Genomic DNA, 13,115 nt, shown 5'->3' on the forward strand with positions numbered 1-13,115 from the left:
AAGACGGATAAGGTAGAGTAGGCGGGCGTTAGAGTGATAATTCGAATAACTCACATTTAATTGAACGGTGCTTTAAATTCGATTTGAATGTGCTTATGATTGCCCATTCTTAAAGGAACAAATATGAGTCCAGCATGGAATCTGAAGACCTAGTTACCGTTAAGCAGCTAACGTTTTCTCGTGGCGAGCGCAAGATCTTTGATAACGTCAGTTTACGTGTGCCTAAAGGTAAAGTGACTGCGATCATGGGTCCATCAGGGATTGGTAAAACAACCTTGTTGCGTCTTATCGGCGGCCAAATCTACCCTGAAAGCGGCGATATTTGGTTTGATGGTAACAATATCCCCACTTTAGGCCGACGTAAGCTCTATCAAGAGCGCAAGAAAATGAGCATGCTGTTCCAATCTGGTGCCTTGTTTACCGACTTGTCAGTGTTTGACAATGTTGCCTTTCCATTGCGCGAACATACCGAGTTAGACGAGTCGATTATTCGCACTTTAGTTCTACTTAAATTAGAAGCGGTAGGTTTACGCGGCGCGGCTCAGCTAATGCCAAGCGAACTCTCTGGTGGAATGGCAAGACGTGCGGCGTTAGCTCGTGCGATCGCACTCGACCCAGAACTGATTATGTATGACGAACCTTTCGTTGGCCAAGACCCAATAACGATGGGCGTGCTGGTGGAGCTGATCCGTAACTTGAACCAAGCACTAGGGGTCACCTCTATCGTCGTGTCGCATGATGTCCCTGAAGTGATGAGTATTGCAGACTGGGTGTATATCTTGGCTAACGGCAAAGTGATTGCGAGCGGAACTCCACAAGAGTTGCGAGACAATATGGACCCACAAGTACAGCAGTTTCTTAAAGGGGATGCTGATGGTCCAGTGCCATTTCGCTTCCCGTCTCAACCATTAGCTAAGGAGCTGTTCTTATAATGGGCCTAGCGAATTTTGTAGCTTCGATTGGCCACCGTACTATGTCGGTGTGTGAAGCATTTGGTAGAGCAAGCTTGATGCTGTTTGGCGCATTGGCGAGTCGACCTCAGCCACTCAAGAACTTACCCCTACTGGTTAAACAGCTCTACAGTGTGGGTGTTCAGTCCCTGATTATTATTGTCTTGTCTGGTCTTTTCATCGGTATGGTGCTGAGCCTGCAAGGTTATGTCATCTTGGTCGACTTTGGCGCTGAAGGCGCTTTAGGCCAGATGGTTGCGCTCTCTTTGCTTCGAGAGCTAGGGCCTGTGGTAACAGCACTATTGTTTGCTGGGCGTGCAGGCTCTGCATTAACGGCTGAAATTGGCCTAATGAAAGCGACTGAGCAGCTGTCGAGCATGGAAATGATGGCGGTTGATCCACTCAAAAGAGTCATAGCGCCTCGGTTCTGGGCTGGGGTTATCTCTATGCCACTGCTAGCGATGATTTTTATGGCTGTCGGTATATGGGGTGGTCAATTAGTCGGGGTTGATTGGAAAGGGATTGACCACGGTAGCTTCTGGTCGGCAATGCAAGCTTCCGTCGAACTCGGACAAGATATTGGTAACAGTATGATTAAGAGCTTAGTGTTCGCGATAACTGTTACTTGGATAGCACTTTTTAATGGATACGATGCGATTCCTACTTCGGAAGGGATCAGTCGCGCGACGACTCGCACCGTTGTCCACTCTTCTTTGGCTGTACTTGGTCTAGACTTCGTACTAACTGCCTTGATGTTTGGTAATTAAATGATGTTTGGGAACTAATCATGCAACAAACTCGAAAGATAGAATTATGGGTTGGTAGCTTCGTTCTCGCTGGAATTTGCGCAATTCTGGTGATGATTTTTCAAGTTGCTGACGTAAAGGGGCTCGGCTCTAACGATACTTATACTCTTAAGGCCGAGTTCGATAACATTGGCAGCTTAAAAGTACGTTCCCCAGTTAAGGTAGGTGGTGTGGTCGTAGGGCGTGTGACAAGTATTGGTCTCAATAGTGAGTCTTTACTACCTGTGGTTTCTATGGCAATCAGCAGTACCTACAACCAGTTTCCAGAAACGTCGAGCGTGAAGATTTTAACTTCAGGTCTAATTGGCGAGCAGTACATTGGTTTAACGCCGGGCTTTGTATTTGAAGATGAGCAAATGCTGGTGGAAGGCGACTATATCGAAGATACCAAGTCCGCTTTGGTGCTAGAAGATTTGATTGGACAAGTTTTGTATAGCGTTGGTGGCTCTGAAGAGTAAGGAGAGAATGATGTTGAGAAAGTTAGTACTTACTCTGTTTTCAATGTTTTTGGCGTTTAATGCTTCTGCACAGCCAATTGATAAGACTCAACCTTATCAGATGATGAAACAAGTATCAGAGCATGCTTTCGCTCGCTTAAAAGCAGAGCAAGATCAGGTGCAACAAGATCCTAATCATCTCAAAGTAATTGTTGATGAAGAATTAATGCCTTACGTCAACGAAAAGTATGCTGCTTTGAAACTACTTGGCCCTAATTTAAAAGGGGCAAAACGTGAGGATGTAGGGAAGTTTATCGTCGCATTTCGAGCCTACTTAGTTAGCTCTTACGCGCAAGTATTGACCCAATATACTGATCAGACGATCGAGTTTGGTCCTGAGCCAAAGCTCGACCCTAAAAAAAGCATTACCAGCATCAAAGTCGACATCGTTGATACACCACGACCAAACATTAAGTTGGAATTTAAGCTACGTCGTGACAAGAAAAGTGGCGAGTGGCAAGCATTTGACATGATTGCCGAAGGGATCAGCCTTCTTTCTAGCAAACAGTCAGAGTGGAGTACTAAGCTTCGCCAAGAGGGCATTCTGTCAGTCGCTCAAGAGCTTGAAGAGCTCGCTAAGCAACCAATTCGGCTTGAGAGTAAAACTCAATGATGGAACCGAAATGGCAGAAAAATCATGACGGTCAGTACTCACTAACCGGTGACCTAAATCGAGATACCGTGCCTAAGCTGTGGCTGTCTCTTCAAACGTTACAGCTTGCTAGCGAGCGGGTTGAAGTCTCGCTTGAGGGCTTAACAAGAATAGACTCTGCTGGAATGGTGATGCTAATTCATCTAATTGAGAATGCAAAAAAACAAAACTGTCATATAATGCTCAGTTTCGTGCCGGAACAACTGCGCACATTATTTCAGTTGAGCAATGTCGATGAACTCATTGCAGGGCATTTAAAGAATACTACAGGGGTGAATTGTGGATAGCGCAAAAGTACAACAGATTTTAAACGAAGCACTTAAATTAGAAGAACTGCACGTGAAAGGCGAAGGCAGTCATTATGAAGTAGTTGCTGTTGATGCTTGTTTCGATGGAATGAGTCGCGTTAAAAAACAACAGCTAATTTATGCACCACTGATGGAATACATCCAAAGAAATGACATCCACGCTGTCTCTATCAAGGCATACACTCCTGAAGAGTGGGCTCGTGATAAGAAGTTGATGTCACTGTAAGGTTTAATAATGGAAAAGTTTCGAGTTACTGGTTCTAACAAGCCTCTTGTAGGTGAAGTAACCATTTCTGGTGCAAAAAACGCTGCACTGCCAATTTTATTTGCGTCTATCTTGGCTGAAGAGCCAGTTGAAGTGGCCAATGTGCCTCGCTTGCGTGATATCGACACAACGATGGAGCTACTAGAGCGACTCGGTGCTAAAGTCGAGCGTAATGGTTCTGTTCATGTTGATCCAAGCTGTATTAATGAATACTGCGCACCTTACGATTTAGTAAAAACGATGCGTGCTTCAATTTGGGCATTAGGTCCATTAGTGGCACGCTTCGGTCAAGGTCAGGTTTCATTGCCTGGTGGTTGTGCGATTGGCGCACGTCCGGTTGATTTGCACATTCATGGTCTAGAGCAGCTTGGTGCGACGATTACGCTTGAAGACGGCTACGTTAAAGCGAATGTTGATGGTCGCCTTAAAGGTGCTCACATTGTTATGGATAAAGTCAGTGTTGGTGCGACGATTACGATTATGTGCGCGGCCACTTTGGCGGAAGGTAAAACAGTTTTAGATAACGCTGCGCGTGAGCCTGAGATTGTTGATACTGCTGATTTCCTTAACAAGCTAGGTGCTAAGATCTCTGGTGCGGGTACAGATACCATCACTATTGAAGGCGTAGAGCGCTTAGGTGGTGGTAAGCACTCTGTGGTTGCAGACCGTATTGAAACAGGTACTTTCCTAGTCGCGGCAGCGGTCTCAGGCGGTAAAGTAACGTGTCGCAATACTAAAGCGCACTTACTTGAAGCGGTACTGGCTAAGTTAGAAGAAGCAGGCGCGATGGTTGAGACAGGTGAAGACTGGATCACTGTCGATATGACGGGCAGAGACCTAAAAGCGGTGACAGTTCGCACTGCACCACACCCTGGCTTCCCAACCGATATGCAGGCTCAGTTCACGCTGCTTAATCTAATGGCCAAAGGCGGTGGTGTTATCACCGAAAATATCTTCGAGAACCGCTTTATGCATGTGCCTGAGCTGATGCGTATGGGCGCTAAAGCAGAGATTGAAGGCAATACTGTTATTTGTGGTGACGTGGATGAGCTAAGCGGTGCACAAGTGATGGCAACCGATCTTCGTGCTTCAGCAAGTTTGGTCATCGCCGGTTGTATTGCGAATGGCGAAACCATTGTTGACCGTATCTACCACATTGATCGTGGTTACGACAAAATTGAAGACAAGCTGTCTGCCTTAGGCGCAAATATTGAACGTTTTCGCGATTAAAGATAGAATCAGCTAACGCTTGTAAGCCGAAACGCGAGTTTCGGCTTTTTTATGAATGATAGATCAGTTAGAGTCTGCTCAACTGATAAATGACTCTCTATTTTGGAGAACCACAATGATTGCACTATTACGTGTATTGGCTGTTGCGATATTTGCAATTGTGATGTTTATTTTTGGCTGTGGCTATTGCTTACTGAGCCCGCGTAATCCAAAGCACGTGTTTACCTTTGGTCGTCTATTTGGAAAGATGTCGAGAGTGTTCGGTATTAAGCTTGAGCTGCGCATTCCTGAAGACGCTTACAAACGCGGTCAGCATATTTACATTGCCAACCACCAAAACAACTGGGATTTGTTTACTGTCTCATCGGCGGTAACACCAAAGGTTGTGACAGTAGGTAAAAAGAGCCTAGCTTGGATGCCTCTATTTGGTCAGTTGTACTGGCTAACGGGTAATATTCTAATCGACCGTGCTAACCGCTCTAAAGCAAAAGGGACGATCGATCAGGTAGTGGATAGCCTAAACAACAGTGATGTGTCTGTATGGATGTTCCCAGAAGGGACGCGTTCACGAGGTCGTGGTCTACTGCCTTTCAAAACAGGAGCTTTCCATGCTGCCATTGGCGCCAAGCTACCCATCATTCCTATCGTATGTAGCTCAACAGGTGGCGTGAAGCTTAACCGCTGGAACAATGGCCACGTTATCATTGAAATGTTGCCTCCAGTAGAAGTCGAAGATTACGGCAAAGAGAATGTTCGTGAACTCGCGAATATATGTCGTGAGCAGATGAAAGCTAAGCTAGAGTCGCTTGATAAAGAGGTTGCAATGCTCAACCAACAGCAAGGTGTGGAAGCCTAGCCTAGAGCAAGCGAATAGAGAGAGCCAGTCCAGTGAGTGACTGGCTTTTTTGTCTCTAACCGTCTACACCGCAATACCCACATCGAGCTCATCAAGCCAAGCTAAGAAGCACTGGACATTATCACCTTTAAAAATCCCACCGTGCTGCGGACAAATCATATCGATATCTAGATTTCGCACTCGTTCTATCCAAGCACTCTTGGCCTTATTTGATGGCATCCAACGTCGATGGAAGTACTCCATCTTTGGAATATGAGCTTCAAAGTCTTCAACAAACAAGGGTGCATTGGGCACATCGAGCGCGGCTCCAATATCCCCTGACATTAAAATCTTGGCTTTACGATCATAGACGGAGAAATTACCGGATGAGTGCATGTAGTGCGCGGGAATAAATTCGATATCTATATCAGCAAGCGATAAGCGTCCACCTTCATCTTTGATCGGAGAAAAGGAGATAGACTCCATACCAAAGTGACGGATAAAGCCTTCCCATAGCCAAGGAGAGTATAGGGTCGCGCTTGGCAAAGCTCTATCCCATAAACCGAGAGACGAGATGATGTCCGGATCTTGGTGAGAAGCGAACAGATACTTAATCTGATCCGTCGGTACTTCCTTGACTACGCTGCTGAGCATGGAAGAAAACATCTCTATACCACCGGGATCAAGCAGAATCGCTTGCTGCTTGTTGACGATCATATATTGATTGGTATCGATGATCTTTTCCGGTTTATGAGGATCGCGGGCAAACATGATCCAACGGTGTTCATCATCTCTAAATAAGACTTTTGATTGCATAGTATTCCTTTACTCGAACAACGAGAATAATTTGAGGGATTGCAGAACATGGCTACGGATAGCTTCCGCAGACTCTTGGACACTGTCGGCAATGGAGTTCAGTTGCCCTTTAAAACGCTCTTCGACTTGGGAGGCTTCAACGCTTAGCAAGGTTGAAATAATCAAGGCAACCCTCAACTCACTATGAAGGGTATTAAGAAGCGTGCTGAGCTCTTTAGAATCTTGGACAAAGGTCTGACTGAGCTGCTCTGCTTCTTCAAAACATCGAGAGCGGGTAGCATCAAGGCTATGGAGGTAAACAGCGCCTTGTGAGCGCGTATAGACGGTTTCAAAATGGTTCAGGACAGTACGCGATCGCGCTTCAGCAGTGGCTATCTTGCTGAGCCTTTGCGCCTTTAAATTGATGCTGCTAGAAGCATTGAGAGTAAGGCGGACAAGTTCGTCAATGGAATCAGTGATAGGGTGGAAACCAGCCGCACTTTCTCCAGCACGTAAAGCCAAGGCGCGGGCATTGCTTGCAACAAGCTGGAGCTGTTTCGCAATAAGTACACCACGATTAAGTTCTGCAGAGATCTCCGCAGCAATGACAAACAGTTGCTTCCTAGCCATGATATTTCCTTATAAATATTATGGAGTAAATATAGGAAGCTAAGATGGCTTTTTCCAATGTGCTTGAGGAATTACCGACAATGGGGTAGGTGAGGGAAAGCTAAAAACGAAAAAAGCCAAGTCTTTCGACTTGGCTTCTTGAAAGTGGCTCCCCCTGCGGGACTCGAACCTGCGACATACGGATTAACAGTCCGCCGTTCTACCAACTGAACTAAGGGGGAATTATGCTTTAAGAACGAATTCTTAAAGATAATAAATGGTGCCGACTACCGGAATCGAACTGGTGACCTACTGATTACAAGTCAGTTGCTCTACCTACTGAGCTAAGTCGGCACACTAAAAGTGGCTCCTCCTGCTGGGCTCGAACCAGCGACCTGCGGATTAACAGTCCGTCGCTCTACCAACTGAGCTAAGGAGGAATTGTCCATTATGAAAAGAAATGGTGCCGACTACCGGAATCGAACTGGTGACCTACTGATTACAAGTCAGTTGCTCTACCTACTGAGCTAAGTCGGCGCACGTTATTTCTTTTCTTGTTGTTGTCTAGCTTAGACACCAACAAATAAATTGTGGTGCCCGGAGGCGGAATCGAACCACCGACACGAGGATTTTCAATCCTCTGCTCTACCGACTGAGCTATCCGGGCGACGAGGTGTATTAAACGGCTTTTCGTGCTTTAGGTCAACATTAAAATGCAAAAAAAATATCGTTTGTTGTTTTTCTATACTTAATGGGCTGTTTTTATCCATTTTGGATATTAAATGTATAGAGGACAATAGGCGCTATACGCTTTGATAGGTGAAATAGTCCAGTTTAGACAACAAAAAAGCACGCGAAGAGGCGTGCTTTTTGCTACTCCAAGCGGAATTAGTGCTTAACAGTAAACTTGCTTACCCAGTTTTCTAGCTCATTAGCCAATCTTGCTAGGCTTTGAGTACTGTTATGACTCTCGGTGACGACGCTACTTAACTGGTTGCCGCTCTCTTCGATCATATTGATTCGCTGAGAAATATCATCACTCACTTGAGTCTGTTCAGCCGCCGCAGTGGCAATTTGCTGGCTCATTTGGGTAATAGACTCTAGTGCGACAACGATTTGCTGCAATGCCTCAGAAGCATTTTGCGACTCTTGAACAGTGCTTTCACTGGTTTCTGCACAGACTTCCATAGTCTGGATTGCGTTGCGTGAGCCTTCTTGCAGGTTGCTAATCATCTGCTGAATTTCTTTAGTGCTGTCTTGGGTTCGACCCGCTAGGTTACGAACCTCATCGGCAACCACTGCGAAACCACGGCCTTGCTCACCAGCGCGGGCTGCTTCGATAGCCGCATTAAGCGCTAGCAGGTTAGTTTGCTCGGCAATATCACCAATAACATCGAGAACCTTAACGATATTATTTACATCGTTATCTAGATCTGCCACCGCTTGGCTCGCTGTACCTAATTGAGTGGCTAACCCTTGAATATTATCGACAGTATTATGAATCAGGTGCTGAGTATGTTGGCTTTGTTTGTCAGCTTCATCGGTGTTTCTTGCAGTATCACTGGCTGAATCGGCAACATTGCTTGCTGAAGAGGCCATTTCTGTCATTGCCGTAGCGATCATTGCAGTAGATTGTTGCTGAGAATCAGTTAGCTGGGCAATACTTCCTGCGCGATCTTCTACGCTCGCCAACTCGCTGCGTAAATCATGCATAGAACTTTCAAGGTTACCCACTAGCTGAGCTAAAGACTGGCTCATCTGCTGAACCGCTTGGTAAATACTGCCATCATCGGCTTGATTTTCAAACGTTGTCTGGATGTTGCCTTTCGCGACTTCTTGCACCGCTCGGCGTACTTCTTGTGGCTCTCCACCAAGAAGAGTGAGCATACGGCGGATTGACACAATTAATGTGGCTAAGATTGCGCCCGCAATACCCAAACAGAGTACCAGCTGCCATTGCGCCGTAGACCAGAAGCGAGCATTGACTTCATTAAAGCCGATACCTGTGCCTACCACCCAGCCCCAGTGAGGCGTTTTTTCTGCGATAGAAAGCTTCTCTTCGATGCTGCCATCTGGTTGTTTCTGCGTCCAAGTATACTCAACCATCTGTCCAGTTTTGCGTCCTAGTACGTCGAGAATGAGTTGCCCAACGCTGTTGCCGTCGCCATCTTTGAAGTCATGGAAACTCGTTCCATGGAGTTGTGGATCAAGAGGGGTGGCCACAAAGGTCATCTTCTCATCGGCAACGTAAACATACTCATTGTCTTTGTAGATGTTGTTGCGCAGTAAGCGCGTTGCTAGTGCTTTAGCTTGTTGCTCTTCAAGCGTGCCGTCGATCGCCATCTGTTCGACTTCAGTAAGGATACTGTAGGCGCTGCGGAACAATTCTGTTACGCGTGCCTTGTTGTCTAAGTTACTTGCCACGCGAAGAGTCCAGAGACCTGTTGCGGTTAACGCAAGCAAGGCGATCAAGATAATTCCTGATAATAAATAAGCTTGTGTCTTAAGTTTCATAAAAATTGCTCATCAATAGGTCGATTTCGAACGAAAACGAAGTTGGTGTCTTATTGTAATATTGTTGTCATCTTATTTGAGATGCTCTAAACCTAATAGCAGACTGAGTTCAAACTATGATTTAGATTAAATTTTTAGCGTGAAATAAGTCGTTTTTTACGACAGCACAAGCATAAACTCGACGTAGGTGGCAATTTTAATAGTAAGAGAATTGAGTAGAACGACAAGCAGGTGTACTCAGGACAGTGAATTTTCGCAATGGGAGATGAGTTTTTGGGATATATACGAAAAAGCCTCATCTTGCGACGAGGCTTTCTTTAATATGGCTCCCCTTGTTGGGACTCAACGCGGGCGGCTAGGACGGTCCGACGCTTCGGCTGAGACATTGGTTTGGAACAAACCAGGAGCAGTAGAAACGAAAAAGCCTCATCTTGCGATGAGGCTTTCTCTAATATGGCTCCCCCTGCGGGACTCGAACCTGCGACATACGGATTAACAGTCCGCCGTTCTACCAACTGAACTAAGGGGGAATTATTTGTGTTAACAACAGGTCTTTAAGACCATTATTTGTTAAGCACCAAATAATGGTGCCTCGAGGCGGAATCGAACCACCGACACGAGGATTTTCAATCCTCTGCTCTACCGACTGAGCTATCGAGGCAAAAGAATGGTGCCGACTACCGGAATCGAACTGGTGACCTACTGATTACAAGTCAGTTGCTCTACCTACTGAGCTAAGTCGGCACACTAATATTCTTTTTGCTAACTTATTGATGTCTTAGACACCAACAATCAAATTGTGGTGCCCGGAGGCGGAATCGAACCACCGACACGAGGATTTTCAATCCTCTGCTCTACCGACTGAGCTATCCGGGCGACGGAGCGCTATTAAACGGATTTTCGGTCTTGCCGTCAACTTGTTTTTAGAAAAAAATTCAAAAAAGTGGTTGAGTGCCGATTATTTAGGCGTTTTTGATGATTATGTTTTACCAGAGTTAAAATCCTTTTTGAATTTGGTAACTTTTTCTAGATAGCGACGTGCTTCCGCATTGGGGTGCTTTTTAGTAAGCGCCCAATAAACTTGATTGGGTTGCAGTGAGTTAAGATCGCGCATTGCACGTTTACGGTCTTTGCGATTGAAAGTATTGAGTACCCCACCTGTGCCTCCGTTGTAAGCAGAAATCATACTGTACTCCAATGAAAGGGGGTGGCTGACATCTTTCAGGTAGCGATTTTTGAGAATATAGAAATAGGCGGTACCGGTATCGATATTGTTCTCTGGATTAAACAGGTATTCCGGTGAAGGTTGTCCCGATTTTTTCTTTACTAACTTGAAGACGTCTTTTCCGGCTGTTTTTGGCACGACTTGCATCAAGCCATACGCATTCGCCCAGCTAACCGCATATGGATTGAAGCTACTTTCTGTTTTGATGATTGCGTAGATCAGGTCTTCTGGGATGTCATATTTACGTGAAGCGCGCTGAACAATGTCGGCGTATTTGTAACTACGAATCTCAAATTGTTCTTCGACCATCGGAATTTCGACGTAATACGCTTTCTTAAAGTCGACATTTTTCACTTTTAGCTTATTAGCGATCAAATAATCAGCGAAACGATTGGCGCGCCAAGACCATTGAATTGCCTTTTTGTCTTGATCGACCACTTGTCGGTAGAGAAAAGGTTGCCCTTCAAGTTTGACGTCTTTGGAAGAAAACAGATCGACGTTAGCGGGATCATCAGGAGTGAGAAGAGTGGTAACGATCGCGTTTTTAAGGTGTCTCTTGGGGTCAGTTGGGGAGACGGTTTCTATAGTAATCAAGCCTTTATCAAAGTTTACTTCGGAGCGGCTAAGATAGTTATCGATGTACTTTACGTAATTGCTTTTGCCAGCAAATTTAATTTCTCCTCGTCCCCAGCGTTTTTCAATGTTGCCAGAAAAGCTGCTGATGAGCGCATCGAGAGCTGCAGTATCTTTCTGAAATTGCCCCGGTAGCTCTGCAAGGTTCTTCGCAAACCTATTGGTCGGTTCATAATTGACATCATAAAGGCTTTCTACAAACTCGCGGCTACAGCCTGTCAGTGTCACTGCAATTAAAAAGTACGCTAACTTTCTCATAACTCTCCTAAAAAAATGACATCACTGCGGGCAATGATGTCATTTCTCTGTTTCAACTTGGGCTATTCGTTACTCGCTTGGTGGAGTGTAGCCTTCGATATGAACGTCTTTACCTTCAAACAGGAAGTTAACCATTTCGGTTTCGATCAACTTGCGGTGCTCAGGATCCATCATGTTGAGCTTCTTTTCATTGATCAACATGGTCTGCTTGTGTTGCCACTCAGCCCAAGCTTGCTTTGAAATGTTATCAAAAATACGTTTGCCTAGCTCGCCTGGATAAAGTTGGAAATCTAATCCATCGGCTTCTTTTTGTAGTCGAGCACAAAATACAGTGCGGCTCATAACGACTCCTTAACAATAATTAGCTTTGAAGTTCGAATGGTAAGCTTTCCAGTAACTGTTTTACTGGTGCGGCTAAGCCAATCTCTTCAGGTTGCGATAAGTTATACCAAAGACCTTTGCTTCCTTCCATTATCACATGAGGTTGCTTTGATAGGTCTACCAAAATTGGTGTGATATCGAGGTGGTAATGGCTAAAGGTATGGCGAAAGGCGATCAGCTGAGTTTGCTGCTCAATCATTTTCGAAGACACTCCTCGAATATCAAGCTGATGCGCAAGCTCTGAATCTGGATTTTCAGGGAAGCAGAACAAACCACCCCAAATACCGGATTGAGGGCGTTGTTCTAGCCAAACTTGCCCTTGGTAGTGCAGCATGACAAACCAAGTTTCTTTTATTGGCTTGTCTTTCTTAGGTTTTTTGCCTGGATAATCGAGTGGGTTACCTTGCCTATTCGCGATGCAATAAGATTCAACAGGGCACAATGTACATTTTGGTTTGCTGCGCGTGCAGACCATCGCCCCCATATCCATCATGGCTTGGTTATATTTATCGACATCGACATCCGGTGTATGTTCTTCTGCGTATTGCCAAAGTTGGTTTTCGACCTTCTTTTGCCCCGGCCAGCCTTCGACGGCAAAACTTCGCGCTAGGGTTCTTTTGACGTTACCATCTAAAATAGCGTGAGGCTGTTTGTAAACTGATGATAGGACAGCCGCAGCGGTAGAGCGGCCGATTCCCGGTAGGGCATTCATTTGCTCAATATCCAATGGAAACTGGCCATCATATTCTTGCGCGACAATTTTGGCGGCTTTGTGCAGGTTTCTAGCACGAGCGTAATAACCTAAACCTGTCCAGAGGTGAAGAACCTCATCTTGCTCTGCATTGGCAAGATCAACCACGGTCGGAAAGCGCTCTAGAAACCGTTGGTAATAGGGAATCACGGTCGCAACCTGAGTTTGTTGCAACATGATTTCTGATAGCCATACGCTATAAGCAGTTTTATCCTGCTGCCAAGGTAGGCTCTTACGTCCATAGTTTTCGTACCAATCTAAGATGGCACTGGCAAATGGGGTCACGATATGCTCAATATTGTTGTTGTGTAATTAGGCAAAATTGCACCATATAACGTGGGTAAAGTACAACCGATAAAGAGTAAGGATATAAGCGAACGAAGCTGAAATTCGCTAAAAAACTTGC

General features: G+C 45.4%; 14 protein-coding genes and 9 tRNA genes. 8 read left to right on the forward strand and 15 right to left on the reverse strand.

All coding sequences use genetic code 11. The annotated features are described in order from the left end of the window. Positions 1-134 precede the first annotated feature (134 nt). The 8 genes from mlaF (at position 135) to AC5O63_RS14900 (ending at position 5,564) form a co-directional block, all read left to right on the forward strand. Positions 135-932 carry a phospholipid ABC transporter ATP-binding protein MlaF gene (gene mlaF, locus AC5O63_RS14865; RefSeq protein WP_171326073.1) on the forward strand — a complete coding sequence of 266 codons (798 nt, stop codon included), beginning with the start codon at positions 135-137 and terminating at the stop codon, positions 930-932. Beyond that, positions 932-1,717: a lipid asymmetry maintenance ABC transporter permease subunit MlaE gene (gene mlaE / locus AC5O63_RS14870; RefSeq protein WP_486794739.1), complete on the forward strand. Its 786-nt coding sequence runs from the start codon at positions 932-934 to the stop codon at positions 1,715-1,717. Before mlaF ends, mlaE begins: the two co-directional genes overlap by 1 nt. Positions 1,718-1,737: 20 nt before the next feature. Then, positions 1,738-2,214, forward strand: coding sequence for an outer membrane lipid asymmetry maintenance protein MlaD (mlaD, locus tag AC5O63_RS14875; RefSeq protein ID WP_004748590.1), 477 nt, complete (start codon positions 1,738-1,740; stop codon positions 2,212-2,214). Between the two features lie 10 nt (positions 2,215-2,224). Beyond that, a complete protein-coding gene (mlaC, locus tag AC5O63_RS14880; RefSeq protein ID WP_494505468.1) occupies positions 2,225-2,866 on the forward strand; it encodes a phospholipid-binding protein MlaC in 642 nt (213 codons plus the stop codon). Then, positions 2,863-3,192, forward strand: a complete 330-nt coding sequence (locus tag AC5O63_RS14885; protein ID WP_494505469.1) for an STAS domain-containing protein — start codon at positions 2,863-2,865, stop codon at positions 3,190-3,192. The genes mlaC and AC5O63_RS14885 overlap by 4 nt, the downstream gene beginning before the upstream one ends. Then, a complete protein-coding gene (gene ibaG / locus AC5O63_RS14890) occupies positions 3,185-3,439 on the forward strand; it encodes a BolA family iron metabolism protein IbaG (RefSeq protein WP_004748587.1) in 255 nt (84 codons plus the stop codon). Before AC5O63_RS14885 ends, ibaG begins: the two co-directional genes overlap by 8 nt. A gap of 9 nt (positions 3,440-3,448) precedes the next feature. Then, positions 3,449-4,708: a UDP-N-acetylglucosamine 1-carboxyvinyltransferase gene (gene murA, locus AC5O63_RS14895; protein WP_004748585.1), complete on the forward strand. Its 1,260-nt coding sequence runs from the start codon at positions 3,449-3,451 to the stop codon at positions 4,706-4,708. Positions 4,709-4,823: 115 nt separating this feature from the next. Then, the gene (locus AC5O63_RS14900; RefSeq protein WP_494505470.1) at positions 4,824-5,564 is read left to right on the forward strand and encodes a 1-acylglycerol-3-phosphate O-acyltransferase; all 741 of its coding nucleotides are present in this window, start codon (positions 4,824-4,826) and stop codon (positions 5,562-5,564) included. A gap of 63 nt (positions 5,565-5,627) precedes the next feature. On the opposite strand, the gene AC5O63_RS14905 is transcribed toward AC5O63_RS14900, so the two are convergent. The 15 genes from AC5O63_RS14905 to mutY all read right to left on the reverse strand — a co-directional run bounded on the left by AC5O63_RS14905 (position 5,628) and on the right by mutY (position 12,994). Continuing rightward, complete coding sequence (locus tag AC5O63_RS14905) at positions 5,628-6,359, reverse strand: oxygen-binding di-iron domain-containing protein (RefSeq protein ID WP_494505471.1); 732 nt, start codon at positions 6,357-6,359, stop codon at positions 5,628-5,630. A gap of 9 nt (positions 6,360-6,368) precedes the next feature. Next, positions 6,369-6,968: a chemotaxis protein gene (locus tag AC5O63_RS14910; protein ID WP_171326086.1), complete on the reverse strand. Its 600-nt coding sequence runs from the start codon at positions 6,966-6,968 to the stop codon at positions 6,369-6,371. 145 nt (positions 6,969-7,113) lie between these two features. Further along, positions 7,114-7,189, reverse strand: a tRNA-Asn gene (locus AC5O63_RS14915). 36 nt (positions 7,190-7,225) lie between these two features. Further along, a tRNA-Thr gene (locus tag AC5O63_RS14920) sits at positions 7,226-7,301 on the reverse strand. Between the two features lie 10 nt (positions 7,302-7,311). Beyond that, a tRNA-Asn gene (locus AC5O63_RS14925) sits at positions 7,312-7,387 on the reverse strand. A gap of 21 nt (positions 7,388-7,408) precedes the next feature. Beyond that, positions 7,409-7,484, reverse strand: a tRNA-Thr gene (locus AC5O63_RS14930). Between the two features lie 54 nt (positions 7,485-7,538). Beyond that, a tRNA-Phe gene (locus AC5O63_RS14935) sits at positions 7,539-7,614 on the reverse strand. Positions 7,615-7,835: 221 nt separating this feature from the next. Continuing rightward, positions 7,836-9,461 (reverse strand): methyl-accepting chemotaxis protein, encoded by a 1,626-nt coding sequence (locus tag AC5O63_RS14940; RefSeq protein ID WP_494505472.1) that lies wholly within the window; start codon positions 9,459-9,461, stop codon positions 7,836-7,838. A 454-nt stretch (positions 9,462-9,915) separates the two neighbouring features. Beyond that, positions 9,916-9,991, reverse strand: a tRNA-Asn gene (locus tag AC5O63_RS14945). 55 nt (positions 9,992-10,046) lie between these two features. Continuing rightward, positions 10,047-10,122 (reverse strand) — tRNA-Phe (locus tag AC5O63_RS14950). Between the two features lie 7 nt (positions 10,123-10,129). Further along, positions 10,130-10,205: transfer RNA gene (locus AC5O63_RS14955), tRNA-Thr, on the reverse strand. A 56-nt stretch (positions 10,206-10,261) separates the two neighbouring features. Continuing rightward, positions 10,262-10,337, reverse strand: a tRNA-Phe gene (locus tag AC5O63_RS14960). Positions 10,338-10,440: 103 nt separating this feature from the next. Beyond that, on the reverse strand, positions 10,441-11,577 hold the full coding sequence (gene mltC, locus AC5O63_RS14965) for a membrane-bound lytic murein transglycosylase MltC (protein WP_494505473.1): 1,137 nt from the start codon (positions 11,575-11,577) through the stop codon (positions 10,441-10,443). Between the two features lie 69 nt (positions 11,578-11,646). Beyond that, on the reverse strand, positions 11,647-11,919 hold the full coding sequence (locus AC5O63_RS14970) for an oxidative damage protection protein (protein ID WP_004742501.1): 273 nt from the start codon (positions 11,917-11,919) through the stop codon (positions 11,647-11,649). A 19-nt stretch (positions 11,920-11,938) separates the two neighbouring features. Further along, positions 11,939-12,994 (reverse strand): A/G-specific adenine glycosylase, encoded by a 1,056-nt coding sequence (gene mutY / locus AC5O63_RS14975; RefSeq protein WP_494505474.1) that lies wholly within the window; start codon positions 12,992-12,994, stop codon positions 11,939-11,941. Between the last annotated feature and the right edge of the window lie 121 nt (positions 12,995-13,115).

The sequence above is a fragment of the Vibrio sp. SCP2 genome (assembly GCF_059295395.1).

Excerpts from the sequence above, each read along its gene's own strand:
- mlaF (WP_171326073.1), top strand. The coding sequence starts at position 135 with ATGGAATCTGAAGACCTAGTTACCGTTAAGCAGCTAACGTTTTCTCGT.
- mlaE (WP_486794739.1), top strand. The coding sequence starts at position 932 with ATGGGCCTAGCGAATTTTGTAGCTTCGATTGGCCACCGTACTATGTCG.
- mlaD (WP_004748590.1), top strand. The coding sequence starts at position 1,738 with ATGCAACAAACTCGAAAGATAGAATTATGGGTTGGTAGCTTCGTTCTC.
- mlaC (WP_494505468.1), top strand. The coding sequence starts at position 2,225 with ATGTTGAGAAAGTTAGTACTTACTCTGTTTTCAATGTTTTTGGCGTTT.
- AC5O63_RS14885 (WP_494505469.1), top strand. The coding sequence starts at position 2,863 with ATGATGGAACCGAAATGGCAGAAAAATCATGACGGTCAGTACTCACTA.
- murA (WP_004748585.1), top strand. The coding sequence starts at position 3,449 with ATGGAAAAGTTTCGAGTTACTGGTTCTAACAAGCCTCTTGTAGGTGAA.
- AC5O63_RS14900 (WP_494505470.1), top strand. The coding sequence starts at position 4,824 with ATGATTGCACTATTACGTGTATTGGCTGTTGCGATATTTGCAATTGTG.
- AC5O63_RS14905 (WP_494505471.1), bottom strand. The coding sequence starts at position 6,359 with ATGCAATCAAAAGTCTTATTTAGAGATGATGAACACCGTTGGATCATG.
- AC5O63_RS14910 (WP_171326086.1), bottom strand. The coding sequence starts at position 6,968 with ATGGCTAGGAAGCAACTGTTTGTCATTGCTGCGGAGATCTCTGCAGAA.
- AC5O63_RS14940 (WP_494505472.1), bottom strand. The coding sequence starts at position 9,461 with ATGAAACTTAAGACACAAGCTTATTTATTATCAGGAATTATCTTGATC.
- mltC (WP_494505473.1), bottom strand. The coding sequence starts at position 11,577 with ATGAGAAAGTTAGCGTACTTTTTAATTGCAGTGACACTGACAGGCTGT.
- AC5O63_RS14970 (WP_004742501.1), bottom strand. The coding sequence starts at position 11,919 with ATGAGCCGCACTGTATTTTGTGCTCGACTACAAAAAGAAGCCGATGGA.